Origin of the sequence: Streptomyces sp. NPDC101490, from assembly GCF_044767145.1 — a bacterium.
In the GTDB taxonomy this organism is placed as follows: domain Bacteria; phylum Actinomycetota; class Actinomycetes; order Streptomycetales; family Streptomycetaceae; genus Streptomyces.
Genome location: NZ_JBIWNI010000044.1, coordinates 1 through 25,688, shown reverse-complemented (window position 1 = coordinate 25,688; position 25,688 = coordinate 1). Strand labels below are relative to the sequence as shown.

Genomic DNA, 25,688 nt, shown 5'->3' with positions numbered 1-25,688 from the left:
ATCCACCTGCGGCAACAAGGGCTCGATCTGCTCCCATGCCGCGTCCGTCAACTCACCCCGACCTGCCACAAGATCAATTATCAGACACGCCTTAGGGGGGCGGTACCGGCGGGACGGGAAGTCTGCGGGTGCCGTCAGGCGGGCGTGTCGGGTCGTCCCCGCACGGCGGGTTGACAGCACGTCAGCCGCTGATTGACCCCTGCCCCCGCCCGATGGGTCTCTCCCCCGCGCTCGGACGACCTCTGCTCACCGTCCGGTCGGCATCTTCGTCCGGTCGGCCTCTTCGTCCGTCGGCTCGTACGTGCCTGACGGACCGGCCGTCGGGGCCACGGGGTTCCTGGGCGCCGGGTCGGGCCGCCGGTGTCCGTGTCGGGCGGCGCGGTGTTCCCGAGGCCGCGGCCCGGCTCAGGCGCTGTGGCGCTCGGCACCGGCGAGACCCGTGTCGTGTTCGCGCCGGGCGGCCTCCAGGAGTCCGGCCCAGGACCCCACCGTGGGCCTGCGCTTGAGCAGGGCGCGGCGTTCGCGCTCGGTCATCCCGCCCCAGACCCCGTGCTCGATCCGTCCGTCGAGCGCGTACGCGAGGCATTCGGCGCGCACCGGACACCCCGTGCACACCGCCTTGGCCCGGTTCTGGGCCGCCCCCTCGACGAAAAGATCGTCCGCGCTCACCGCACGGCACGAACCGGACGACATCCAGGTGCCTTCCACTGCGCTCCCCCTCCTCCGATGCGCCGTCCCCGACGGCGTCCGACAGAGCAGGCACGCTACGGAGGCACGTGCCACAGGTCCACATCTCGCCCCGTACTTCGCCACATCGGGTGACAACCAGGGTCGATATCCGTCACCTCGGGAGGCCTGACGGTGGAACATGACTCGCATCAGCGGGCGAATCCGACACCTGACCCTCTCCTCCTCGACGCCCTGCCTCCTCTCCGGTACTCCGGGCGTCCGGCTCCGCCCGTACGGCCGGGCGGGGCCGGGCGCGACCGGACAAGAGCGGGGCGGGGCGGGGGCGTTCGGGCAGAGCCGGGCAGGGACGTTCAAGCGGAGTCGGGGCGGACAGAGGCCACGCGGGACCGAGCGGGGCCGGGCGGGGCCGGGCGGGGCCTGGCACCCGGGCGCACGCCGCGAGGTGCCATTGAAGATCAGCGGGCGTTCCGCCGATATGCGCGGGTATGACCTCCGTGCCTTCCGCCCCGTCCGAGCGGCATCCGGACTCCACCGCCCTGTCCGAGCGCCATGCCTCCTGGCTGGAACTCTTCTTCGATCTGATCGCGGTCGCCGGTGTCGCCCAGTTGGCCCATCTGCTGCACGGCAGCCCCGGCCGGGCGGACCTCGGGCTCTACTGCCTGCTGTACCTGGCGTTCTGGACGGCGTGGATGTGTTTCACGACCTACGGGAACGTCGCCGCCGAGAAGGTGCGCACCCGGACCGTCCTGGTCGGCATGTTCGGGCTCGCGGTGATGGCCGCCGCCGTCCCGGGGGTCCGTACGGACCACGCCACCGCCTTCGCCCTCGCCTATGTGATCGTCAGGGTGCTCGCCTCACGGGTGTGGCGCAGGCGTGGCGAGGTCGTCGCCGACTGGCCCGCCGCCCAGGTGACGGCGGGCGTCACCCCGTGGTTCGTGTCGGTGTGGGCCGAGGCGCCGGCCCGCTACTGGCTGTGGGCCGCCGGACTCGCCGTCGACCTGGCCCTGACGTTCGCGCGGTCGCGGAGCCAGGTTCTCGCGCGGGCCCAGAAGGACTGGGAGGAACACGAGGGGAGCCGCGCCCGGTACGGCGGCCGGGCCCGGAAGAGGGAGGGGCGCGGGAGTGCGGGCCGGGGCGGGAGCCGGACCGGGGACGCGGGGCAGGACGGTGCGCGGGACGGGAGCGGGGCCGGGGCCGGGGGTGAGGGCCCGGACAGGGCCGGGGGCGGGGGCCGGGAGCGGGGACACGACAGGGCGTCCCGGCCGAGGCCGGTGGCCGCTCGCTTCGATCCGGGCCATCTGGACGAGCGGCTGGGCCTGTTCACGCTGATCGTGCTGGGCGAGGGCATCGCGCTGGGCGTGGAGGCGGCCTCGGAGGCGGAGTGGGACCGCGGGCTGTGCACGATGGCCGTGGGTTCCTTCGCCCTGCTCCTGTCGCTGTGGGCGCTCGCGGTGCGCCGCTCGTGCGGGGTGCCGCTGCTGGGCTTCGGGGTGCTGGCCCCGCGTTTCGCGCTGCCGTTGCACTGTGTCTCGACCGGTGCGCTCGCCGCCGTGGCGGCCTCGCTCGGCGGCGCCGTGGAGCACGCGGAGGGACGGCTGCCGCACGGGATGCGCTGGCTGCTGTGCGGCGGGATCGCCGTGTTCCTCGCGGTGGGTCTGCTGGCCGGGGTGGTGTCGGGGCGGGGCACCCGCTGGGCCCTGGCGGCCGGACTCCCCATGGCCGTGGCCCCGCTCCTGCTCGCCGTGTCCGCCACCGACTGGTCACCCGCGACCCTGGTGTGGTGCCTCGTCCTGGTGGCCCGCTGGCCCTGGTTCTACGAGCGCCGCACCCGCCGCCGGAGCGGCACCGGCGCCGAGGACCGGCCGACCGGGCGGCGTGAGGAGCCGGAAGGGGCGTAAGAACCCGGAAGGGGCGTAGCCGAGGGGAACCCGCCGCTCACGGCGCACCCGGTGGCCCTCGACGTCCACCTCCCCGGGGCGGGAACGGGCGGCGCCCGTGTTCCCGCCCGGCAGCGGCGGGGCGGTCGGGGTCGTCGTGCGCCTGCGCGCGTGCGGCCGGTGCGCGGCGGACCGGTCTCGTGTCGGCGGGGCGGATCCTGGTGGTCGGGCCACCGCGGGACCGCGCCCGGCCGGCGGGTGGGTCACCAGGTCACGGGCAGGGAGTACAGGCCGTAGACCTCGTGGTTGTGCCGGTAGGGGAGGTCCTCGGGAGGGCCGGTGAGGGCGAGGAGGGGGAAGCGGCGCAGAAGCGCGGGGAGCGCGATGCGCAGCTCGGCCTGGGCCAGTGACGCGCCCAGGCAGCGGTGGGCGCCGTGTCCGAACGTCAGGTGGGAGACGGGTTCGCGTCCGATGTCGAGATCGTCCATGCCGACGCCGAGCGCCGGGTCGCGGTTGGCGACGGGCAGTTGGCAGACGACCTGGTCACCGGCCTTGACCGCGACACCGGCGATGTCGGTGTCCCGTCGTGCGGTCCGGGCCAGCGCGGTGCTGGAGACGGCCAGGTGGCGCAGGAGTTCCTCGACCGCCGTGCCGATCACCGGGTCGTCCGGGGCGGCGGCGCGCAGCCGTGCCGCTTGTTCGGGACGGGTCAGCAGGGCCAGGGTGGCCAGGCCGATCATGTTGGAGACGGTCTCGTGGCCGGCGAGCAGCAGGATGTCCGCGACGCCCACCAGTTCGTCGTCCGAGACGGCGTCGTCGTGCTCCCGGATGAGCCTGCCGATCAGCCGCTCGTCCGGCTCCCGCCGCTTCCCCTCGACGAGCACGGCCATGTAGTCGTGCGACTGCTGGTTCGCCGCGAGTCGCTGCTCCATGGGCAGACTGAGGTCCAGCGAGATCCGGGCCCGGCGCTGGAAGTCCTCCCGGTCCTCCACCGGTACGCCCAGCAGGTCGCACATCACCATGGCCGGCAGGGGCAGGGCGAAGGCGCTCATCAGATCCGCCGGGCTTCCGGTGGCCTCCATGCCGTCGAGCAGCCCGTCCACGGCAGCCGTGATCATCGGTTCCAGCCCGCGCACCCGCTTCACGGTGAACTCGGGAGCCAGGACGTGGCGCAGTCGGGTGTGCTCGGGCGCGTCCGCGTTGAGCAGCTCCGGCGGCAGGATCCGGGAGCGGGCCGGGTCGTGCATGGCGAACGTCTCGGAGTCCGCCAGCACACGGCGTACGTCGGCGTGCCGCGTGACGAGCCAGTACTCGCCCGTCGTGTAGAGCCAGAAGTCCTGGACACGGCGGACCGGTTCCTCGCGCTGTGCGTCACGGAGCTCCGCTCCTGGATCGAGCCCGTCACGGCGGTAGAAAACGGACGTCAGCGGAGTTCCCTGTTCGGTCATCAACCCATCCACAAGAGTCGCGCACACCGGATTCAGCACGCCAGAACGGCGACTTCCAGGTGTACCGGCAGCACGCCCCCACGGGAACACCCACAACCAGCCGTTCACCCGAACCGGCGGAAGCCGTGGTCACGCGCCCTCTCCGACGACCGGGGCCGGTATGGGGTCTTCCGCCTTCGCGTGACCGAGCACGGCACCTGGCCCGGTTCGTCGCGGCCACCGCATCCGGGCCCGCCCATCGCACGGCCCATGGCGCCGCTCATGGCACCGCTCAAGGCACCGCCTTCGCGGACCGAGCGGACGAGGCCCTCGGCGGACTCCGGCCGACCGTGCCGGACCGTGCTCCCGGACCCTGGGGGAAGCGCCCCTCACGCCCTGATACGAGTTCGTCGACGGGCGGTTGTTCCCGTCGCCGTTCGTTCCCGTTCGCCGGTCATGCGGATGTGTTCAGCACACTTCCGGCGTGGGCAGGGTTCCCGGAAGCCTGCCCGACCCGCCGCACCACGCCGACCTGCCTCCTGCCTCCTGTCTGCCTCCTGCCCGCTCATCGCCTGCGGACGACGCCCCTCGGGGAGGGCTGTTTCATGTGCACGCCCCCGCCGACGGTGACGCCCAGGAAACGGAGACCCGTGTGACGGACGACGTGAACCCGCCGGACGAGGCGGCGCGAGCCGCCCTGTCCCTCAACGAGGTGATGAAGGAGATCTACGCCGACGCGCACCGCGAGCACCGGGAACGCCTCCTGGCCTCCGCTCCGATCGTCCTGGCCCTGTTCGACGGGGCCGGCGGCCGCATGCTCCTGCACCGGCCGGGACTCCCGCCGGAGACGGCCCCACCGGTGCCCCCGGCCTACGGCCACCTGAAGGCCCTGGCCCACAGCCCGGTCGCCGTCTTCGGACTCGCCGGCGTCGGCCCGGGTGCCCGCCCGGGCCGCATGGGACCGCGCGGCCTGATCGAGGCACAGGACCGGGCCCGACGGGCCCTCCCGGACCTCGGCCTGACGCCCGGGGACCGGGCGGCGGCCGGATCTCTCCTCGGCCTGAACCAGACCCTCCTGGCGCTCTTGGCGGAGGGCCGTGTGCCGACGGCGGCGGAGCTGGAGCGGTTCGGCCTGTCCTGCCGCCCGCACGTGCTCCACCTGATCGGGAGCGCCGCCACGTTCCAGGTCGAACACTGGACCGGCGTCCTGGACCGTTGGCAGACCGACCTCGGGGACGCCTGGGAGGGCCTGTACGCGGCCGTCAACACCCTCTACGTCACCCGCCAGAAGAACGTGCTGTTCACCGTGCTTGCCCAGTACCTGGGGCCGGAGGCGATCGGCGACCGGCTCCTGCTGTTCGAGACCCCGCGGTTCACCACCGACCCCGACACCCTGCTCGATCTGCTCACCCGGGTCGTGGCCGACCGTGACCTGGGACGTGCCTTCTTCGGCCGCGGGCGGGTCATGGACGTCGAGATCATGGGCGATGCCGCCCGCGACGCCGTCCGGGCCGCGATGCACCGGCGCGGGCGCAAGGCCGTGCTCCCCACACCGGCCCCGTACGACACCGGGCAATGGCCCTGGGCCACCGATCCGACAGCGGGCACCGGCCCCGCCACCCTCGACGCCCTCGGCGAGGAGTGAGGCGGTCGGCACCGGCCCGGCGTCCTGTGCCGGGACAGGTGACTGCGGTCACGGGCCCGGCGCCACCCCGCCCGCCGGTTCCGGACGCACCGCCCGACGGAACCGGTGCCCATCGGGCGGATCCGGTGCCCCGTCACAGCGTCCGGCACCCCGGGTGACCGGCGGTACCCCACCCGTTACATGGAACACGTGTTCGAACGATGGCTTAAACTGTTCGTACAGATGCCATACGACGAGCTGGAGGGCAGTCGGGCGGAGCAGCGGAACAGTCGGGAGGTGTGATGTCGTCCTTCACGCACCTGCGGGTCGCCTCAGGGTTTTCCTTGCGGTACGGGGCCAGCCAGGTCGAGGATCTGGCCGGGCGGGCGGGCGAGCGGGGGCTGGACGCGCTGGCCCTCACCGATCGCGATTCCATGGCCGGATCTGTACGGCACGCCAAGGCCTGCGCCGAGGCAGGGGTGCGTCCGGTCTTCGGCGTGGACCTCGCGGTGCCCCCCGCGACCGTCCCGGAACCCGCCGGGACCGGACGGCGGCGCGGGCCGGTGAAGGGCGGCGCGTTCGTCACCGAGGCCGGGCAGCGCGCCGTGCTCCTCGCCCGGACGGCCCGGGGCTGGGCGTCCCTGTGCCGTCTGACCTCCGCCGCCGCCACGGACTCCCGGGTGACCTGGGCCGACCTGGACCGGGCCGCCGGGGAGGAGGACCTGGCCGTGCTCCTGGGCGCCGACTCCGAGGTCGGCGCCGCCCTGGCGCAGGGCCGCCCCGACCGGGCCGCCCGCCTGCTGGCCCCCTGGCGCGACCGGTTCGGTGCCGCGCTGCGCCTGGAGGTCGTCTGCCACGACCGCCCCGGCACCGGGCCCGGCTCGCTGCGCGGCGCCGCCCGTACGCTCGCCTTCGCCGACGAGCACGGCGTCCCCGCCGTCCTCTCCAACGCGGTCCGCTACGCCTCCCCCGGCATGGGGGAGGTCGCCGACCTCCTTGACTCCGCCCGGCTGCTGGTCCCCGTCGACACCCGCGACGCGCGGCACCTCGACGGCGGCGAACGCTGGCTGAAGGACGCCTCCGACATGGAGAGGACCGCCGAACGGGTCGCCGAGGCCGCCGGGGAACGCGCCGACCGCGCCGCGCTGCTGCTCGCGCGGACCGAGGAGACGGCCGCGTCCTGCGCGGTGGACCCGGCCGACGCCTTCGGCCTGGGACGGCTCCACCTCCCCGAGGCCCATCTGATCGGGGCCGGGGAGGACACCGTCGACCGGGAGCTGACCGGGCGCTGCGCGGCCTCGATGGTGCACCACGGCTACCACCGCAGCCCCGCCCACTGGGACCGCGTCGAGTCCGAGCTGCGCACGATCGCCGGGCTCGGGTTCTCCGGCTACTTCCTGACCATCGGTGAGATCACCCGCCTCACCAAGGAACTGCGCGTACGGGTGGCCGCCCGTGGCTCGGCGGTCGGGTCCCTGGTGGTGCACCTGCTCGGGATCAGCCCGGTCGACCCGGTCGCCCACGGTCTGGTGATGGAACGCTTCCTCTCGCCCCGCCGCACGGCCCTCCCCGACATCGACCTGGACGTGGAGTCGGCCCGGCGCCCGGAGGTCTACCGGGCGGTCCTCGACCGGTTCGGCGGCGACCGGGTCGCCGCCCTCGCCGTGTACGAGACCTACCGGGCGCGCGGCGCGATCCGGGCCGTGGCGCTCGCACGCGGGCTGGCCCCGGAGGAGGCCGACCGGCTCGCCGAGGCGTTCCCGCACGTCAAGGCCCGCGATGTGCGCTCGGCGCTGCGGGAACTGCCGGAGCTGAAGCGGATCGCGGCCGAGGACCACGGACGGCTGTGGTCCCTGGTGGAGTCGCTGGACGGGCTGCCGCACACGACCGCCATGCACCCCTGCGGGCTGATCGTCTCCGACGCCGGTCTGCTGGACCGCACACCGGTGACCCCCACCTCGCTCCCGGGCATCGCCATGAGCGTCTTCTCGAAGCACGACATCGAGGACACCGGGCACATCAAGGTGGACGTCATCGGGGTGCGCGCCCAGTCCGCGCTCGCCCACACCGTCGCCGAGATCGCCCGGACCACCGGTGCGCACATCGATCTGGACGACCCGGCGCAGGTGCCGCCGGAGGACCCGGCCACCCTGGACATGCTCCACGCGGGCGCGGGCCTGGGCACGTACAACCTCGAATCCCCCGGCCAGCGCGACCTCGTGCGGAAGCTGCGGCCGCGCGGCATGGACGACTTCGCGCTGGACGTCGCCCTGTTCCGGCCGGGCCCGGTGGTGGCGAACATGATCGACCCGGTGGTCGCGGCCCGCGACGGACGGGCCCGGCCCTCGCGTCTGCACCCCGATCTGGAGCCGATCGTCGCCGAGACCCACGGCCAGGTGGTGTACCACGAGCAGGTCATCAAGATCGTCGCCAAGCTCACGCGGTGCGACGCGGGACTGGCGGACGAGGCCCGCCGCGCCCTGTCCGACCCCGCCCGGACCGGCCGGGTCCGCGCCTGGTTCACCGACGCCGCCCGCCGCAACGGCTACGACCGCCCCACCGTCACCGGCACCTGGGAACTCCTCGCGGCCTTCGGCTCGTACGGCTTCTGCAAGGGGCACGCGCTGGCCCTCGCCCTGCCCTCGTACCAGTCGGCCTGGGCGAAGGCACATCATCCGGCGGCTTTCATGGCCGGGCTGCTCACCCACGACCCCGGCATGTATCCGCGCCGCGTGCTCGCCGCCGAGGCCCGGCGCCGGGGCGTGCCCCTCCTCGCGCCGGACATCGAGCACTCCCGGCACGCCTCCACCGTCGAGGAGGACCACGGCACCTGGGGCGTACGGCTGGGCCTCGGCCTGGTCAAGGGCATCACCAGCGCCGAGAGCGAGCGCGTCGTCGGCGCGCGGCCCTACCGTTCGCTGGACGACTTCTGGCTGCGCGCCCGCCCGGGCATCGCCCTCGCCGACCGGCTCGCCCGGATCGGCGCCCTCGACCACCTCGGCCCGCGCCGCGAGGTCCAGCTCCAGCTGACCGAACTGCACCGCCGGAACCGGGGCGTCGGACCGGAGTCCGGGCAACTGCCCCTGGGCACCGGGGACGGCGGCACCACGGGCCCGGTGGAGCGGGTGCCGGCCGCCGGGCTGCCGGACATGACCGAAGAGGACCAGCTGGCCGCCGAGATCGAGATCCTCGGCATGGAGGTCGGCCGTCATCTGCTCGACGACCACCGGACCCTGCTCACCGAACTCGGGGTCACCCCCGCCGCCCGGCTGCCGGGGCTGCGGGACGGCCGACGCGTCCTGGTCGCCGGGGTGAAGGCCGTCTCGCAGACCCCGCCCACCCGCTCCGGGAGGCGCACCATCTTCCTCACCCTGGACGATCCCACCGACCTGAGCGACCTGGCGTTCTTCGAGGACAGCCACGACACCTGCGCCGAGACGATCTTCCACGGCTCGCTGCTGCTCGCCCGTGGCACCGTGTCCCGCCGCCATCCCCGCAGCGTGAGCGTCACCGGCCAGGCGGTGTGGGACCTCGTCGAACTGATCGGCCTCCATCGCGACGGCGGCATCGACGCGGTCGCGGACCGGCTCACCCGCCCCGGTACGGACACCCGCCCCCGCCGGTCCCTGCGGCCCGGTGGCCGCCGACTGCACCACGCCAGCCCGGGGAGCGCCGGATGACCGACGAGCCGAGGCAACGCGCCGTGCTGTATCTGCACTTCGGAGCGGTCTCCGAGGCCGAGTACGGTGAACTCCTCGCCCATCTTCAGGAGTTCACCCCGGTCGTGCAGAGCTGTCCGCCCGATGCCGCGCTCGCCGACCTCACCGGCGCCCTGCGGCTCTTCGACCGTGACGCGGCCTCGCTCGCCGCGCTCGTCCGGGTACGCCTCACCGCCCTGTTCGGCGATGTCCGGGCCACCCTCGGGCTCGGCCCCAACCCGCTGCTCGCCCGGATCGCCGCCGAGGACGGCCCGCCCGGCGCCCTGCGGACGGCGCCGGGCGCCCCCGAGGACGCCCCGGCGTACCTCGCCCCGCTGCCGCTCGGCCGGCTCCCCGGCTGCGGCCCCACCTCGGTGCGCGCCCTGCGCCGCCTGGGCCTGACCACCGTGGGCGACCTCGCCGCCGCTCCGGCCGTCACCCTGACCCGTATCCTCGGCACCGCGACGGCCCGGCACCTGCGTGCCGCCGCCCACGGCATCGACCCGGCTCCCGTACGGCCCGCCGCGCCCGCCGTCACGCTCGGCGCCGAGCACCGCTTCCCCCGCGACGAACTGGACCCCGGACGGCGGCACGGTGCTCTCCTCGGCCTCGCCGACGGCCTCGGGCTGCGGCTCCGTACCGCCCGTCAGGTCGCCCACGGGCTGGTCCTGACGGTGCGTTACGCGGACGGTTCCACCACCACCCGGGGCCGCGCCCTGCCGGAGCCGACCGCGCACGGCCCCGCGCTCGTCCACACCGCGACCGCCCTCCACCGGAGTCTCGGTCTCCAGCGCGCCAGGGTCCGGAGCCTGGCCCTGCGCGCGGAGGGCCTGGCTCCGGCCGAGCACGCCACCCGTCAGCCCACCCTCGACCCCGGCGACGAACGGCCGCACCGGCTCGAAGCCGCCACCGACCGGCTCCGCGCGCTCTACGGTCCCGACGCGGTGCGCCCCGCCGCCGCCTGGCTCCGCCCGCCCGCCCCGGCGACGGCCCCCGGGGCGGTCACACCCGCCGCGCGGGAGGCGGCCCGTCCCGGGCCGAGCCGTCCGCGCGCCGCGCACCTCCCACCCGCAGGACGGGTCGACCCGGCGGCATGACACGACGGTCCCGCTCTCCCCCGCCCTCCACCAAGAGAGCCGGACCGGCCCGATCGGGCCCGACAGAGGTCCGGGGCAGGGTCGCGGCGGGCGCGGCCCCGCGCTCGTACGGCCCGGCGCCGTTCAGGCCAGGAGGCTCCGAACCATCACCAGAGTGACCATGAGTACGGCCGCCAGGAGGCCCGCGCCCGCCCAGCGGAGGGTGGCGGTCCGGCGGCGGAAGGGAGTGGGCGGGGGTGTCGGGGGGTCGAGGGCCGCCCAGCACGAGGCCGTCTCGCGCCGCTCGTACCGGCGGCGGGCCGCCGCCCGGACGTGGAGGGCCGCGCCCCCGCCGACGCCCGCCGCCGCGAGGGCGAGCAGGGGCCGGACGGGGGTGCCCAGGAGGAGCAGCGGGACGAGGACGGCGGCCGTGGCCCAGCCGGTGACGCAGGACGCGGCGGCGAGGCGGCGGGAGACCGGCCGGTCGGCGCCCGCCCGGAGGTCGACGAGGGCGGGGACGTACCAGACGCAGCCGGAGACGGTGAGGGCTCCGACGCCGAGGGCGAGCACGGCCGCGCCCATCAGGGGGCCGCCGTCTCGTGCGGCCTGTTCTCCAGCCGGTCGAGTTCCGCGACCTCGGGGTGGTGCAGGCCGAACGCGGGTGATTCGGAGCGGATGCGGGGCAGCGTGAGGAAGTTGTGGCGCGGGGGCGGGCAGGAGGTGGCCCATTCGAGGGAACGGCCGTAGCCCCAGGGGTCGTCGGTCTCCACCTTCTTCCCGTATCTGGCGGTCTTCCAGACGTTGTAGAAGAACGGCAGGAAGGACAGACCGAGGAGGAAGGACCCGACGGTGGACACGGTGTTGAGGGCGGTGAAGCCGTCGGCGGCCAGGTAGTCGGCGTAGCGGCGGGGCATTCCCTCGGCGCCGAGCCAGTGCTGGACGAGGAAGGTCGCGTGGAAGCCGGCCGTGAGGGTCCAGAACGTGATCTTGCCGAGGCGTTCGTCGAGCATCCTGCCGGTGAACTTCGGCCACCAGAAGTGGAAGCCCGCGAACATCGCGTACACGACCGTGCCGAACAGCGTGTAGTGGAAGTGCGCGACGACGAAGTACGAGTCGGAGACGTGGAAGTCCATCGGCGGCGAGGCCAGGATGACGCCGGTCAGACCGCCGAAGGTGAACGTCATGAGGAAGCCGACGGCCCAGAGCATCGGTGTCTCGAAGGACAGTGAGCCCTTCCACATCGTGCCGATCCAGTTGAAGAACTTCACGCCGGTCGGTACGGCGATGAGGAAGGTCATGAAGGAGAAGAACGGCAGGAGTACGCCACCGGTGACGTACATGTGGTGGGCCCACACCGTCAGGGACAGACCGGCGATGGCGATGGTCGCGGCCACCAGACCGATGTAGCCGAACATCGGCTTGCGGCTGAAGACCGGGATGACCTCCGAGACGATGCCGAAGAACGGCAGCGCCAGGATGTACACCTCTGGATGGCCGAAGAACCAGAAGAGGTGCTGCCAGAGCAGAGCGCCGCCGTTGGCCGCGTCGAAAACGTGACTGCCGAACTTGCGGTCGCATTCGAGGGCGAACAGCGCCGCGGCGAGCACCGGGAAGACCATCAGCACGAGCAGCGAGGTCAGCAGCACGTTCCAGGTGAAGATCGACATGCGGAACATCGTCATGCCGGGGGCCCGCATGCAGATGATCGTGGTGATGAAGTTGACCGCGCCCGCGATCGAACCGAAACCGGACAGCGCGACGCCCATGATCCACATGTCGGCGCCGATTCCGGGCGAGTGGACGGCGTCGGAGAGCGGGGCGTAGAGGAACCAGCCGAAGTCCGCCGCCCCGCCGGGCGTCAGGAAGCCGCCCGCCGCGATCAGCGAGCCGAAGAGGTAGAGCCAGTACGCCAGCATGTTGAGACGGGGGAACGCCACGTCGGGCGCGCCGATCTGGAGCGGCATGATCCAGTTGGCGAAGCCGGTGAACAGCGGCATGGCGAAGAGCAGCAGCATGATCGAGCCGTGCATCGTGAACGCCTGGTTGAACTGCTCGTTCGACATGATCTGGGTGCCGGGCCGGGCCAGCTCCGCCCTCATCATCAGGGCCATGACACCCCCGACGACGAAGAAGAACAGCGCGGAACACAGATAGAGCGTCCCGATCCGCTTGTGGTCGGTGGTGGTCAGCCAGGCCACCCAGGTGGGTCCGGCCGGACGGCGGGAACCGTCCTCGTCGGGGCGCTCCGGGCGACCCGCCCGGGTCACGGCCTCGACCTGCGTGCTCTGTGCCTCGTCCACCGGACGACGACCTCCACTTCCGCTCACGTGCAGGAACAGGCGGCCGGGAAGCGGCCGTGTACGGGGGATTCCTCGGCGCTTCCCGGCCGCCGGGCCATGTTCGTGCACCCCGGGCACGGCCCGGCAGGGCCGACCGGTACCCGACCGGGGTGCGGTGGAAGGGCCGTTCGGCCCCGGCCGGTCGCACCGGCCGGGGCCCCCGTAGGCTGCGGAGATGTCCGACACACCCCCGCACTCCGCCCCCGCGTGGCCGGGGACCGACGTCCCCGAGCGGATGCGCGAACTGCTCGCCGCCGTCATGGACCTCGGCCGCGACCTGGAACTCCCTCAGGTGCTGCGGAGCATCGTGGAGGCGGCCGTCGGCCTGACCGACGCCGAGTACGGGGCACTCGGCGTGATCGGTGACGACGAGCGGCTCTCCCGGTTCCTGCCCGTCGGCATGGCGGACGGACTGGCGGCCCTCATCGGCCCCGCGCCCTGCGGCCACGGCATCCTCGGCGAGCTGATCCACCATCCGGCGCCGCTGCGCCTCGACGACCTGACCCGGCACCCGAACAGCTTCGGTTTCCCGGCCCACCACCCGCCCATGCGGACCTTCCTGGGCGCCCCCATCCGGGTGCGCGACGAGGTCTTCGGCAACATCTACCTGACCGAGAAGCGCGGCGGCGGCGCCTTCGACGCGGACGACGAGGCCGTCCTGACCACCCTGTCGGCCGCCGCCGGCGTGGCCATCGACAACGCCAGGCTCTACCGGGACAGCCGACGCCGGGAGCGGCGTCTCGAAGCGCTGGGCGAGATCACCCGCGCCCTGCTCGCGGGCACCGGACCCGACGACGTCCTGCGGCTGATCGCCCGGCGCGCCATGGAGGTCGCCGACGCCGATCTCGCCGCCGTGCTGCTGCCCTCCGGCGCCGCCGGTGACCTGACCGTCCACGTGGCGTACGGGGACACCGCCGACGCCGTGCGCGGAGCCGTCCTCCCGGCCACCGGTTCACTGGCCGGGCTCGCCGCCAGGACCCGGGTGCCGGTCGTGACCACGGACGTGCGGACCGATCCCCGGGCGCTGCCCCTCGACGGCGCCGCCGGGTCGGGGCACGGGCCGGTGGTGGCCGTCCCGCTCCCCGTCGACGACGCCGTGTGCGGGGCCCTGCGGCTGAGCCGTACGGCGGGCAGACAGGGCTTCGACGCCACCGAGACCGAACTGCTCAGCGGTTTCGCCGACCAGGCGGCGATCGCGCTCGAACTCGCCCGGCGGCGCGCCGAGTCGGAGGAACTGACCGTCCTGCACGACCGCGACCGCATCGCGCGGGACCTCCACGACGTCGCCATCCAACGCCTCTTCGCCACCGGCATGACCCTCCAGAGCGCGACCCGGACCATCACCGGCACCCCGGCCGCCGAGCGGGTCACCCGGGCGGTGGACGATCTCGACGCCACCATCCAGATCATCCGCTCCACCATCCTGCAACTGCGCACGGCGGACGACGACCGGGCCGGTCCCGCACTGCGCCGACGTATGGCGGAGACGGTCCAACTGGCCGCCCAGCACCTGGGGTTCACACCCGCGCTGCGTATCACGGGACCGGTCGACAGCACCGTTCCCGAGGCGCTCGCCGAGCATGTGCTGGCCGTGGCGGGGGAAGCGCTGAGCAACACCGCGCGGCACGCGGGGGCGAGCCGCGCGGAGGTCGTTCTCTCCGTCCCGGACACCGCCGACCGGCTCGTCCTCACCGTCACGGACGACGGGGTCGGCCTGGGTTCGGCCCGGCCGACCGGCGGACTCCTCAACATGGGCTCGCGCGCGGAGCAGTGCGGGGGCGGCGTCCGCCTCGACACGGCCGGGAAGCGCGGTACGCGCATCACCTGGAGCGCGCCGCTGCCGACGGAGTGACACGGCGCCGCCCGCCTCGGAGCGGGGAAGCGGGACACCGGGGGCGGTTCGCCGCCATGGCGGCGGTGGTACGAGCCTGGTCGGGTCGGATGGCCGTACGGGCCGGAGCGGGCGGACCGGACCCGCCGGACGGGCGCCCTCATCGGGCGATCCGCGTCGGGCATGCCTCGGCGCCCTGGGCCAGCGGGCCAGCGGGCCAGACGATACGTCCCCGGTCGCACCCGCCACGTCGAACGGGCGGGCCCTCGGGGCGCGCCCCACAGGACGGCCGGGTCGAGTGGCCGGGTCGAGTCGACCACGTCCGGTGGCCCGATCGGCTCGGGCAGGACCAGGCGGGCCGGGCGGACGGGCCACGCCGGACGGGCAGAGCCCTCGCGGACCACACCCGAGGGACCGGCCGACGGAGCGCAGTCGTGCGGGCCTGTCGAGCGGACCGCCCGGACGTCCAGGCCATCCGGGCCGTCCGCGTCAGCCACCCCGCATCCGGTCCGCATCCGGCCCCGCATCCGGCTTCGGCTTCGGCTTCGGCTTCGGCTTCGGCTTCGGCTTCGGCCGATCGGGCCGCCCTCGGATCAGACTCTCCACATCGGACGTGGCCGCCCGGCGTCTCCCCCGTCAGGAGGAACCGGCCGGTGTCTCCCGGAGTCGTTCGGCGATCATCGCCGCCTGGATGCGCCGGCCCACGCCCAGCTTGCCGAGGATCGACGACACGCGGTTCTTCACCGTCTTCTCGGCGAGGAAGAGCCGTTCGGCTATCTGCCGGTTCGTCAGACCGAGGCCGATCAGGTCGAGGATCTCCAGCTCGCGCGGGGAGAGCCGGTCGAGTTCCGCGGGCCGGGTGGACTTCGGTTCCGGCTTGGGCTCGCGGATCCGGGCCATCACCCGGCTCGTCATCCGGGGGTCGAGCAGCGAGGTGCCGGTCGCGACCGTGCGGATCGCGGCGACCAGGTCCGAGCCGCCGATCTGCTTGAGGACGTATCCGGCCGCACCGGCCATGATGGCGTCGAACAGGGCCTCGTCGTCGTCGAACGACGTCAGCATCAGACAGGCGAGCCCGGGGAGTTCGGCCCGCAGTTCACGGCAGACCTCGACGCCCTCGTGGTCACCGCCGGTCGCCCCGCCGAGCCGTACGTCGAGCACCGCCACGTCCGGCCGCGCGGCGGGCACGCGGGCCAGTGCCTCGCGGGCGTTCGCCGCCTCGCCGACGACCACGATGTCCGGCTCCGCCTCCAGGACGTCACGCACTCCCCGGCGTACCACCTCGTGGTCGTCCAGCAGGAAGACCCGCACCGGCGCGGGCGTCTCGCCGGTCAGCACGTCGTCCCCGCCAGGGGCACACGGCACGGGACGGCCGCCGGGGAACCGGTCAGGGAGCGGCGCGCGGCGGTCGGGTGCGCGGCGAAGGCCGCGCGGGCGGGCGTACGGGGCAGGTGACGGTTCACCGGAACTCCTGGGCAGGGGCAGGACGGCCGCCGGGGGGCCGACGGCCGTCGGGCCGGGCCCCGGCCGGGCGGGCCGTGCGCGGAACGAGCGCCAGTATGGCAACAGGGTCTCCGGGCCGTTCGGCCCTGGTCCCCCGGGGCCGAACGGCCCTGTCCGGCCGGGCATGGTCCATGATCGACTCGACCGCGCGACCCGGGACGCCCGCCCCGCGCGGCCCGGCCGCCCCCCGGACCGGACGGCGCGGGCACCGGATCGGCCGCCTCACAGCAGGGTGGCCCAGTAGTCCTGGAAACGGGTCGCGACCAGCATCAGGACGCCGCCGCACCAGACGACCGGCACGAACCAGTGGAACTCCAGTACGGCGGCGACCAGCGCTCTTGGCGCGCGCAGCACACCGTGCCGCAGGTTGTGCACCGTCGTGTACCAGAACATGACGATCGTCGCGGCCCAGGCCAGGCAGCACCAGAGGCACAGGGCGCCGATCTCGTACAGCGCCTGGCTCATCAGCCACATGCAGAAGCCCGCGCCGAACAGCGTGCCGAGCTGGAGTCCGAGCCAGAACCAGCGCCCGTACCGCGCGCCGGAGAGCGCACCGACACCGATCACGACGACGATCCCGTACGCGACGAGGCCGAGCATCGGGTTGGGGAACCCGAACACCGACGCCTGCTCGCTGCGCATGACGCTGCCGCAGGAGATCACCGGGCTGATGTTGCAGGAGGGGACGAAGCCGGGGTCCATGAGCAGCAGGAACTTGTCGAGGGTGATCACCCACGAGGCGAGCAGCCCGAGCGCGCCGGTGACCACCAGGAGCCATGCGAAGGCGCGTGTGGTTCCCCTCCCCCGGACGGGCGGGAGATGCTCGTCGCGGGTGGTGGGAGCGGGGGCGGGTGCGGGCGGGGAGTGCAGGACGCCGGTCATCGTGTGCCCTCCGTGGGTACGGTGGTGCGACCGGGCGGTACCGCCGCCGGGACGAGTCCGTACGAGGGCGGGACGACGACGAGCCGCCGTCCCGCCGCGCGGACCGCGCGCCCGAAGGCTGCGGGCAGTCCCGCCCCCACCCGCACGAGGCCCGGCGCCGGGTCCGCGTACCGCTCCACACGGACGCGCGGCTCCCGCTCCACCGGGGCCAGGGTGTCCGGGGGAAGGTTCTCGTGTCCCACCGCCGTGATCATCGTTCCTCCTCGCCGCCCGGCCACCCGGGCGCTCGTCGACCTGCCGTCTCAGGGGCCCCGCGAGGCCGCCGCCCAGTGAACAGTCACGATCGGGAGACCCGACAGGGGCCGAACGGCCCTCGGAAGCACCCCACTTGACGGGACTCCGGGTTCCGTACGGCCTCCCCAAGCGTGTTGACGATCCGTCACCCTGGCGGGGGGAGCGGTGTCATGTCGGAGACCGGGTCGTGGCGGACGCGTTCGGCGGGCAGGTTCATGGCGGCCAGTCGCCGTACGGTGGCGGTCACCATCGAGGGTGGGCCGCTCACATAGGCGAGGTGGTCCGACCAGTCGCCATAGCGGGCGAGCGCCTCCGCGACCGAACGGTCCTCGCCCGCCCCCGGGCCCTCGCCGATCACCGGGACGACCCTCAACCACGGGCAGGAGCGCTCCAGTTCGGCGAGGGCGGCCGTGTCGTACAGCTCGACCGCCGTCCGCGCGCCGATCAGGACGTGGACGGAGAGTCCGGCGGGCCGCCGCCCGGCCAGTTCCTCCAGGAGGGCCTTGGCGGTGGCCCAGCCGGTGCCGCCCGCCACGATCAGCACGTCCCGTGTCAGGTCGGCGTCGAGCGTCATGGTGCCCTGCGCGGGGCCCAGCCTCAGCGGCTCGCCCACACGGGTCCCCGCCACCAGCGCCTCGCTGACCCCGCCGGGACCGGTCATGCGGACGTGGAACTCCAGCTCTCCGTCGGACCGGGGAGCGCGGGCGAGGGAGTACGGCCGCCAGGTGTGCGGCAGCAGCGGGGACTCGATCCTCGTGTACTGCCCGGCCCGGTGGGGGAAGGACTCGGCGGTGCGGACCCGGATCACGGCGACGCCGGGGCCGCGCGGTTCGTGCCCGGTGACCGTCGCGTTCCAGTACGCGGGTTCGCCCACGGCCTCGTCCGCCCCGTCCACCATGGCCGCGACGGCGAACCGCACCATCCGCAGCCAGGCCCCTTCGAGTTCCTCGGTCCACCGGTCGCCCGCGCTGCGGCGCAGACCCTGGGCGAGGGCCGCCTCGAAGACCTCGAAGTGCACCGGCCTGACGCCGAGTTTGCGGTGGTCGCGGCCCATCCGGGCGCAGAAGGAGGCCACTTCGTCCGGCCGCTCCAGGTGCTCCACGAGGTACCAGAAGGCCCGTTCGAGATGGGCGCGCTGGAAGTCCATCGACTCGGGGAACAGGCCCCGGAGGTAGGGGTGCTGCTCGAACATGGCCTCGTAGAGGTGCCCGATGAGGGTACTGAAGGGGGTCACCAGCGGCAGATGGTGACGGATGGTCCACCGGTCGGCGGCGCCGTCGTGGCCGTGAGCGCGTCCGAGCCGCCGTGGTCCGTCGTCCGCCGGTCCACGGTCCGGCTCGGGTACGACCGGGCGGGCCGGGGCCAGCAGTCGCCGCCGGAGCCGCATCGCGTCCTGGCGTGCGAGGAGGGCGTGGTACTCGTCGTACGCGTCGCCCGGTGTCGCGGGCGGGGGTGACAACTGTCGGAGCATGGGTGTGGTTTCCGTCGGTCTTGTCGGGACGTGCCTGTCCCGTCGGGCGGGGCGGCGGCCGTCCGGTGGGCGGGTCCGGCCGGGGACGTGCGCGGGCTCCCGGCCGGGAGCGGGACGGAGGAGCCGACCGGGGCGGCGGGGGCGGTGACGGCGGAGCGCCGTGACCTGATGGCACGTCAGTGTCGCACCGCCGTGACGGCGCCGTCCGGCCGGTGCCGGGCGGCCCGTCCGGAGGGGCCGTTCGGCCCTGGCGTCCGGGGAGGCCCCCGCTCCGCGTCCGTCGCCGGGGACGCCCTGTGCGGTACTCAGGGTGGACATGGGTACGAACGCTCTGGCCGGAGGCCGGACGAGAGGTGAGGCTGGGGCCATGGACGAGAGACGGAAGAAGTTCGCACCCTTCGCCGCGACGGCCGTGGTGACGGCCCTGGTGGCGGTCGCGGCGTGGGCCGCCTGGCTGGGCTGGGACCAGCACCGTGATGTGCACCCGGACGGGTCGGTGACCGGACCGTACGAGGTGTGGCAGCTCGTGGGACTCGCCCTGACCCTGCTGGTACCGGTCTGCTGGGCGGCCCACCGGCGGCAGGTCGTGGCCGCCGCGTTCGGCACGTCGGCCGGACTGACGATCGCGTCCGCCGTCGACTGGTCCGACGACGCCAGCGGCCTCTTCGTGATCGGTGTGGGTATGGTCGCGCTGGGCGGTCTGGGGGCCGCCTTCGCCGTGGGCGCCCTGGTCACCTCCCTGACGCGTGCGCGCCGCTGAACCGCCCGCCGGGACGGGGAGCACCGGCCGGGGCCGGACGGCCCTTGCCGTCCCGCCTCCACGGGGCCGGACGGCCCCAGCGGGACCGCCGTGCCGACTCGTGACCTGCGGAATCGTAGGCTCGGTTCCGCAGCGGCAGACCGGACGCTCCCGTGAGCACGACTCCCCCGTCCCGTGCCGCCCAGGACGTCCCGAAGCCGGACGTGCGCCTCCTCCGAGGCCTGGAGGAGGTGAGGGAACGGGGACTCGACCGCCGCCTCCCGAACAGGCCCGGACGACCCGAGTGTCGCCGGATTCGCCTGCGGCCACCGGCGTTCGGCGCGCACACGGTGGCGTACGCGGCCTTCCAGGAGCTCGCCACCCACGTCTCGCACCGCGACACCGGACGCGGCCCCGGCGATCCAGTGTGCGACCGCCTCCTCGCCCGGGTCGCCGCCGACGACAACCCACACATGGCCTCCTACCGCAATCCGCTCGCGGCGGCCCAGCAGGAACCGGGCGGCTCCTTGGGCTCGTTGAGCACGCGGGCGGCCCGCTTCGACGAACGCCGGGCCGCCGTCATGACGCGCCGAGAGGCGGCCGGGCGCGGCGGGCGGTCCGGATCGTCCGGGCGGTCCGGGGCCTCCGGCCGTACCGCCACGTGAGGCCGAACGGCCCTTCCGCCGTGCCCGGTCCCGCCGTCTACTGGAGCCTCCGCCCACCCACCGCACTCCCCGAGGACACCCGTGAACGAGGCACCGGCCCACCCGGACGACCGGACGACCGGGGCATCCGCCGTCGGCCCGCGCCGGACGATCGAGCTCACCGCCGACGAGGCGCTGCGCCTGCTGGGCAGTGTGCCCCTGGGCAGGATCGTGTTCACCCGGCAGGCGCTTCCGGCGATCCGCCCGGTCAACCACCTGCTGGAGGACGGCGACATCGTCATCCGTACGCACGAGGGCTCCGCCCTGACGCTCGGCGCCCGGGAGGCGGGCACCCCGGGTGTCGTCGTCGCCTACGAGGCCGACCACATCGACCCCGCCACCCGGCTGGGCTGGAGCACGGTGGTCACGGGCTACTGCCACCTGGTGACCGACCCTACCGAGGCGAGCCGCTACCGCTCCCTGCTGGAACCCTGGTCGGACCAGCGCATGGACCAGGTCGTCCGCATCCGCCCCGACCTGGTGACCGGAATCCGGCTGGTCGACCCGCGCGAGGGGACAAGCGGATGATTCCACGGGCGAGTTGGAGCGGCCTGGGGTGAAGGTCGGCGCGCATCTCGTAGCGGGTGCGGAGTCGTTCGGATCGGTGGAGCAGGGCGAAGGCCCGCTCGACGACCCACCTCGCCCTGCCCTGACCGGATCCGTGGGCGGTGCCCCTCTGCGGGCGGTCTTCGGGGCGATGTCACGAACGCGGAGGAGGAGGCGGCGTTTGTCATCGCCGTGGCCTCGGTCGGGGTCTTGAGATTGCTGATCAGGCGTTCGACGGTGATGCGTTGTTCGTAGCACCCGGCGTCGTGGGCGACAGGCCGACCGCACGCGCCCGGCCGCGTCGTGGTGAGCCCGGACAGCCGCGAAGTCCACGCTGACCAGAGGGTGTCGAGCCGGCCACGGAGGGGGCGGCGATCACACGGCCCTCGTGTCCAGGGCCGGAGCGGCCCCGCGGGTACGGGGGCCACAAGGTTCCGGCCGCCGGGGCGGGCGTCGGCTCGGGAACACCCCCCGCGCGTACGGGGACGGACCCGCCGCGCCCCGCACCATCCCGGCGCGCGGCCGGTACCCGAGTGCCGGGGCGCGCCTTCCCCGTACGACCGGCCCGGGACACGAGGTTACGACCCCCGGCGTGGCCGAAAACGTATGGATCCTCCACAAGGCCGGAGACGGGCCGCCCGGGCACTCCCGCCACAGGGACGCGTCTGCGCGAGCTCGACGTATGCCGATTTGGTAGGCAAAACCATGACCAAAAGAGGCTAAAACTTAGGCTAGGCTAACCAAAGCAGCGTCTTCGTGGCCCCAGCACCGTCCGGTGCCGGGGCGCCTGTCTGACTGAGGAGTCGTCCGTCGTGCGTACCGTCCGTTTTCACAAGAGCGTCGTTGTGACCAGTACGGTCCTGTGCGCGGGTCTGCTGCTCAGTGCCTGCGGCACGTCCGACGAGAAGTCGGATTCGGCCAAGAGCCAGGGCGAGGTCACCATCACGACCGCCAAGGGCGAGATGAAGGTCCCGCTGAAGCCCGCCCGGGTCGCCGCGCTCGACAACACCTCCTTCCTCACGCTGAAGGCCTTCGGCATCAAGCCGGTCGCCGTGCCGAAGGGGCTGCTGCCCAACGAGGGCTTCGAGGACTGGAAGAACGACTCCTCCATCAAGGACGTCGGCACCCACCGCGAGCCCAAGTTCGAGGCCCTGAACGCGAGCGAGCCGGACCTGATCGTCGGTGGCTACCGCTTCACCGACCACCACGACAAGTTGGCCAAGATCGCCAAGACGATCGACGTGGCCCCGTCCGACGAGGCCAAGGGCGGCTACGTCAGCGCCCTCAAGACCCAGACCGAGACCCTCGGCAAGGTCTTCGGCCAGGACGCCAAGGCCAAGGAGATCGTCGGCGCCCTGACCAAGGCCGAGCAGGACGCGGTCAAGTCCACCCAGGGCGAGAAGGTCTTCCTCGCCGTCGCCAGCGCCGGGAAGGTCGACAACGGCGCCAGCCGGATCGGCCGTCTCTCGCAGCCGCTGAACCTGAAGAACGTCCTCGGCGCCGAGGGCGAGGACAGCACCTCCGTGCACAACGACTCCGGTCTCGCCCCCGAGACGATCGCCAAGCTCAACCCCGACTGGATGATCGTCCTCGACCGTGACGCCGCCGTGGGCGCCAAGGAGGGCACCGAGGCCGTCGCAGCGAAGACGGTCATCGAGGGCATGGACGCCTGGGACAAGACCACCTTCCGCGCCAAGGGCCAGGTCATCTACCTGGACAACGACTTCTACCTGACCGAGGGCATCCAGGCGTACACCGACGCCTTCGGCCAGGTCGCGACCGCCTTCAACGCCGCCTGATTCCTTCCGCTCCGGCCGCCCCGGCCCCCGACACGGGGCCGGGGCGGCCGTACACCTCCACCCGTCCCGGAAGCCCGATGCGCCGAATACCCCTGTTGCTGGCCACCCTCGGTGTCCTCGCCCTGGTCACCGTGTCCCTCTTCGTCGGCGGCTACGACATCGACCTGCGCGGTCTCTTCACCGACGCCGACGAGCGGGAGATGTTCTTCATCTCCCGGGTGCCGCGAACCCTCGCCCTGGTCCTGGCGGCGGCGGCGATGGCCGTCTCCGGTGTGATCATGCAGATGCTGGTCCAGAACCGTTTCGTGGAGCCGACGACCACCGGCACCAGCGAGTGGGCCGCCCTCGGCATCCTGCTCCTCGCCCTGTTCGCCCCGGCGGCCTCGCCCCTGGTGAAGATGGCCACCGCCAGCGCCTTCGCCTTCGCCGGAGCCCTCGTCTTCCTGGTCGTGCTGGGCCGGATCGCGCTCACCTCGCGGGTCATCGTGCCGATCGTCGGCATCATGCTGGGCGCGCTGGTCGGCTCGGTGACCCTCTACATCGCCTCGTCGCAGAATCTGCTCCAGATGCTCGCCACCTGGCGCTCCGGCGGATTCAGCTCCATCGTCCGCGGCAACTACGAACCCCTGTGGCTGGTCGGCGCCATCGTCGTCGGGCTGTACTTCCTCGCCGACCGGTTCACCATCGCCGGTCTCGGCCGGGACACGGCCACCAGTCTGGGGCTGCCGTACCGCCGGATCCTCTTCACCGGCCTGGTGATGGTCGCCCTGGCCACCGGCGTGACCACCGTCGTGATCGGCTTCATCCCGTTCCTCGGGCTGATCATCCCCAACCTGGTCTCGATGGCGCGCGGCGACGACGTCCGCGCCAACCTGCCGTGGGTGGTGCTCTCCAGCGTGGCGCTGATGATCGTCTGCGATCTCGTCGGGCGGACCGTCGTCTTCCCGCTGGAGATCCCGGCGACGGTGGTGCTCGGCGCCGTCGGCGCGCTCGTGTTCGTCATGATGATTCTGCGTCAGCGGGAGAAGGCTCATGTCTGAGACCCCAGTGCCCGCCGCCGCCCCGGCCCACGTGGCGGATCCCGCCGCCCCGGGCCCCCGGAGGCTTCCGCCGGTCGCGCGGATCGCCGTCGCGACCGTCCTCGCCGCCTGCGCCGCGCTCAGTTATCTCTTCCTCTTCATCGAGGGCTCGTTCGACTTCGCCTTCGAACGGCGGCTCACGATCTTCTGGACCATGGCCGTGGTGGCCTTCTGCCACGCCGTGGGCACCGTGGTCTTCCAGACCATCACCCACAACCGGATCCTGACCCCGTCGATCATGGGCTTCGACGCGGTCTACATCCTGATGCAGACCCTGATGGTGGCCTTCTTCGGCGGCGGCGTCCTCGCCGTCACCGACGGCATGCCGAAGCTGGTCACCCAGACCCTGCTGATGGTCGGCTTCACCATGCTGCTCTTCCGCTGGCTCTTCTCCGGCCGCAACGGCAGCCTCCATGTGCTGCTGCTGGTGGGTGTGGTCCTCGGCCTCGCCTTCCGCACCCTGTCGGACTTCCTCCAGCGACTGCTTTCACCCGCCGAGTTCGATGTGCTCTCGGCCCGGCTCTTCGGGCGGCTCACCAGCGCCGAGCCGGCGTATCTGCCGGTGGCGACCGTGGTCTGCGTGGCCGTCGGTGTCGTCGTCCTCCGGCGCTGCCACCGGCTCGACGCCCTGCTCCTCGGCCGGGACACCGCCACCAACCTGGGCATCTCCCACCGGCGCGAGCTGACGGTGATGCTGCTGATGGTCTCCCTGCTGATCGCGATGGCCACGGCGCTCGCCGGCCCGATGACCTTCTTCGGCTTCGTCACCGCGATCCTGGCCCACCAGATGGCGGGCACCCACCGGCATGCCGTCGTCCTCCCCCTGGCCTTCCTCATCGGCATGCTCACCCTGGCCGGCGGCCAGTTCGTGATGGAACACGTCTTCTACGCCTCCGGCATGCTCACCGTCGTCATCGAGTTCCTCGGCGGGGCGGTCTTCCTCGTCCATCTCCTCCGGAAGGGCACCCTGTGATCGAGTTCACCGACATCAGCAAGTCGTACGGCGACCACACCGTGCTCGGACCGGTCTCCGGGACGATCCCGGCGGGCGGTGTGACATCCCTCGTCGGCCCGAACGGCGCCGGGAAGTCCACCCTGCTGACCATCATCGGCAGGCTCGCCGAACCGACTTCGGGCACCGTCACCGTCGACGGTGTCGACGTCCACCGGGCCAAGTCCCGCGACGTGGCCCAGATCCTGTCCGTCCTCCGTCAGGAGAACCACTTCACCGCCCGCGTCACCGTACGGGAACTGGTCTCCTTCGGCCGCTTCCCGCACAGCCGGGGCCGACTCACCAAGGACGACATCGCCAAGGTGGAGGAGGCCCTCGACTTCCTGCACCTCGGCGACCTCCAGCACCGCTATCTCGACCAGCTCTCCGGCGGCCAGCGCCAGCGCGCCTACGTGGCGATGGTGCTCGCCCAGGACACCCGCTACGTCCTGCTCGACGAGCCGCTCAACAACCTGGACATGAAGCACTCCGTCCGGATGATGAGCCAGCTCCGCAGGGCCGCCGACGAACTGGGCAAGACCGTCGTCCTGATCGTGCACGACATCAACTTCGCCGCCACCTACTCCGACCGGATCATCGCCCTGCGCGACGGGAGGATCGCGGCGTCCGACACCGTCGACGGCATGATGCGGGCCGAGATCCTCAGCGAGGTCTTCGACACGGCGGTCCAGATCCACGAGATCGAGGGCAGGCGGACCGCCGTCTACTACCGCTGAACCGGCCGGCACGGTCCGCCGGGACACCACCGGGTCTTCCTGACCGGGGGTACCCCCGTTTGTCTTTCGTCAGGCCGGCGGTGCCATCACACGCATGCACACGGATTCACACGGATTCACACGGATTCTCTCGATAGACACGTCCACCGACAGCGCCTCCATGTCCGTGACCGACGGGAACGACAGCTCCTCCCACCGGAGCACGACCTCTACGGCCCCGGGCGATACCCGGACGTGGGGGGGGGGGGGGGGGGGGGGGGGGGGGGGGGGGGGGGGGGGGGGGGCCGCGGACCCGCCCGGGAGTCGGGGAGGGCGGGCCGTTTCGGACCGGGGTGGTCGGGCTGGCCGCGCGGGGAGCGGAGCGGGCCCGTCCTAGACGTT

At 73.1% G+C, this 25,688-nt stretch carries 20 protein-coding genes and 2 pseudogenes; 12 read left to right on the top strand and 10 right to left on the bottom strand.

The genetic code is table 11. The features are described 5' to 3' along the window. Nucleotides 1-405: 405 nt before the first annotated feature. Nucleotides 406-693, bottom strand: coding sequence for a WhiB family transcriptional regulator (locus tag ACIRQY_RS35195; RefSeq protein ID WP_351790692.1), 288 nt, complete (start codon nt 691-693; stop codon nt 406-408). A gap of 482 nt (nt 694-1,175) precedes the next feature. On the opposite strand from ACIRQY_RS35195, the gene ACIRQY_RS35190 reads away from it, so the two are divergent. Continuing rightward, the gene (locus ACIRQY_RS35190; protein WP_403932803.1) at nt 1,176-2,588 is read left to right on the top strand and encodes a low temperature requirement protein A; all 1,413 of its coding nucleotides are present in this window, start codon (nt 1,176-1,178) and stop codon (nt 2,586-2,588) included. A 242-nt stretch (nt 2,589-2,830) separates the two neighbouring features. Here ACIRQY_RS35190 and ACIRQY_RS35185 read toward each other — a convergent pair whose 3' ends face one another. Further along, the gene (locus ACIRQY_RS35185) at nt 2,831-4,015 is read right to left on the bottom strand and encodes a cytochrome P450 (RefSeq protein ID WP_403932800.1); all 1,185 of its coding nucleotides are present in this window, start codon (nt 4,013-4,015) and stop codon (nt 2,831-2,833) included. 631 nt (nt 4,016-4,646) lie between these two features. On the opposite strand from ACIRQY_RS35185, the gene ACIRQY_RS35180 reads away from it, so the two are divergent. From ACIRQY_RS35180 to ACIRQY_RS35170, 3 genes are all read left to right on the top strand, one after another. Beyond that, on the top strand, nt 4,647-5,639 hold the full coding sequence (locus tag ACIRQY_RS35180; protein ID WP_403932797.1) for a hypothetical protein: 993 nt from the start codon (nt 4,647-4,649) through the stop codon (nt 5,637-5,639). Nucleotides 5,640-5,920: 281 nt separating this feature from the next. After that, a complete protein-coding gene (locus ACIRQY_RS35175; protein ID WP_403932794.1) occupies nt 5,921-9,298 on the top strand; it encodes a DNA polymerase III subunit alpha in 3,378 nt (1,125 codons plus the stop codon). Then, nucleotides 9,295-10,413 carry a hypothetical protein gene (locus tag ACIRQY_RS35170; RefSeq protein ID WP_403932791.1) on the top strand — a complete coding sequence of 373 codons (1,119 nt, stop codon included), beginning with the start codon at nt 9,295-9,297 and terminating at the stop codon, nt 10,411-10,413. Before ACIRQY_RS35175 ends, ACIRQY_RS35170 begins: the two co-directional genes overlap by 4 nt. Before the next feature lie 123 nt (nt 10,414-10,536). Here ACIRQY_RS35170 and ACIRQY_RS35165 read toward each other — a convergent pair whose 3' ends face one another. Further along, complete coding sequence (locus tag ACIRQY_RS35165) at nt 10,537-10,974, bottom strand: hypothetical protein (protein ID WP_403932788.1); 438 nt, start codon at nt 10,972-10,974, stop codon at nt 10,537-10,539. Then, a complete protein-coding gene (gene ctaD / locus ACIRQY_RS35160; protein WP_403932809.1) occupies nt 10,974-12,590 on the bottom strand; it encodes a cytochrome c oxidase subunit I in 1,617 nt (538 codons plus the stop codon). Before ctaD ends, ACIRQY_RS35165 begins: the two co-directional genes overlap by 1 nt. A gap of 376 nt (nt 12,591-12,966) precedes the next feature. Here ctaD and ACIRQY_RS35155 point away from each other — a divergent pair, with 376 nt between their 5' ends. Next, nucleotides 12,967-14,583 (top strand): GAF domain-containing protein, encoded by a 1,617-nt coding sequence (locus ACIRQY_RS35155; protein WP_403932806.1) that lies wholly within the window; start codon nt 12,967-12,969, stop codon nt 14,581-14,583. A gap of 615 nt (nt 14,584-15,198) precedes the next feature. Here ACIRQY_RS35155 and ACIRQY_RS35150 read toward each other — a convergent pair. From ACIRQY_RS35150 to ACIRQY_RS35130, 5 genes are all read right to left on the bottom strand, one after another. Beyond that, nucleotides 15,199-15,900, bottom strand: coding sequence for a response regulator (locus ACIRQY_RS35150; protein WP_403932785.1), 702 nt, complete (start codon nt 15,898-15,900; stop codon nt 15,199-15,201). Next, entirely contained in the window at nt 15,894-16,025 is a 132-nt protein-coding gene (locus ACIRQY_RS35145; RefSeq protein WP_403932782.1) for a hypothetical protein, read from the bottom strand. The genes ACIRQY_RS35150 and ACIRQY_RS35145 overlap by 7 nt, the downstream gene beginning before the upstream one ends. A 262-nt stretch (nt 16,026-16,287) precedes the next feature. Then, complete coding sequence (locus ACIRQY_RS35140) at nt 16,288-16,947, bottom strand: vitamin K epoxide reductase family protein (RefSeq protein ID WP_403932779.1); 660 nt, start codon at nt 16,945-16,947, stop codon at nt 16,288-16,290. Further along, nucleotides 16,944-17,201, bottom strand: coding sequence for a hypothetical protein (locus tag ACIRQY_RS35135; RefSeq protein WP_403932777.1), 258 nt, complete (start codon nt 17,199-17,201; stop codon nt 16,944-16,946). The genes ACIRQY_RS35140 and ACIRQY_RS35135 overlap by 4 nt, the downstream gene beginning before the upstream one ends. A 185-nt stretch (nt 17,202-17,386) precedes the next feature. Then, the gene (locus tag ACIRQY_RS35130) at nt 17,387-18,712 is read right to left on the bottom strand and encodes a globin domain-containing protein (protein WP_403932774.1); all 1,326 of its coding nucleotides are present in this window, start codon (nt 18,710-18,712) and stop codon (nt 17,387-17,389) included. A 367-nt stretch (nt 18,713-19,079) separates the two neighbouring features. On the opposite strand from ACIRQY_RS35130, the gene ACIRQY_RS35125 reads away from it, so the two are divergent. From ACIRQY_RS35125 to ACIRQY_RS35115, 3 genes and pseudogenes are all read left to right on the top strand, one after another. Continuing rightward, nucleotides 19,080-19,472: a hypothetical protein gene (locus ACIRQY_RS35125; protein ID WP_403932771.1), complete on the top strand. Its 393-nt coding sequence runs from the start codon at nt 19,080-19,082 to the stop codon at nt 19,470-19,472. Between the two features lie 323 nt (nt 19,473-19,795). Continuing rightward, nucleotides 19,796-19,957: pseudogene (locus ACIRQY_RS35120) on the top strand (acyl-ACP desaturase); the annotation flags it as partial. Nucleotides 19,958-20,197: 240 nt separating this feature from the next. Then, nucleotides 20,198-20,683, top strand: a complete 486-nt coding sequence (locus ACIRQY_RS35115; protein WP_403932768.1) for a pyridoxamine 5'-phosphate oxidase family protein — start codon at nt 20,198-20,200, stop codon at nt 20,681-20,683. On the opposite strand, the pseudogene ACIRQY_RS35110 reads toward ACIRQY_RS35115, so the two are convergent. Continuing rightward, a pseudogene (locus tag ACIRQY_RS35110) lies at nt 20,673-20,905 on the bottom strand (IS5/IS1182 family transposase); the annotation flags it as partial. The gene ACIRQY_RS35115 and the pseudogene ACIRQY_RS35110 overlap by 11 nt on opposite strands. A gap of 641 nt (nt 20,906-21,546) precedes the next feature. Between ACIRQY_RS35110 and ACIRQY_RS35105 the strand changes: the two are divergent. The 4 genes from ACIRQY_RS35105 (at nt 21,547) to ACIRQY_RS35090 (ending at nt 25,307) form a co-directional block, all read left to right on the top strand. Then, nucleotides 21,547-22,500 carry an ABC transporter substrate-binding protein gene (locus ACIRQY_RS35105; RefSeq protein ID WP_403932765.1) on the top strand — a complete coding sequence of 318 codons (954 nt, stop codon included), beginning with the start codon at nt 21,547-21,549 and terminating at the stop codon, nt 22,498-22,500. 77 nt (nt 22,501-22,577) lie between these two features. Next, complete coding sequence (locus ACIRQY_RS35100) at nt 22,578-23,540, top strand: ABC transporter permease (RefSeq protein ID WP_403932762.1); 963 nt, start codon at nt 22,578-22,580, stop codon at nt 23,538-23,540. Beyond that, nucleotides 23,533-24,552 (top strand): iron chelate uptake ABC transporter family permease subunit, encoded by a 1,020-nt coding sequence (locus ACIRQY_RS35095; RefSeq protein ID WP_403932759.1) that lies wholly within the window; start codon nt 23,533-23,535, stop codon nt 24,550-24,552. Before ACIRQY_RS35100 ends, ACIRQY_RS35095 begins: the two co-directional genes overlap by 8 nt. Next, nucleotides 24,549-25,307, top strand: a complete 759-nt coding sequence (locus ACIRQY_RS35090) for an ABC transporter ATP-binding protein (RefSeq protein WP_403932756.1) — start codon at nt 24,549-24,551, stop codon at nt 25,305-25,307. The genes ACIRQY_RS35095 and ACIRQY_RS35090 overlap by 4 nt, the downstream gene beginning before the upstream one ends. Nucleotides 25,308-25,688: the final 381 nt, after the last annotated feature.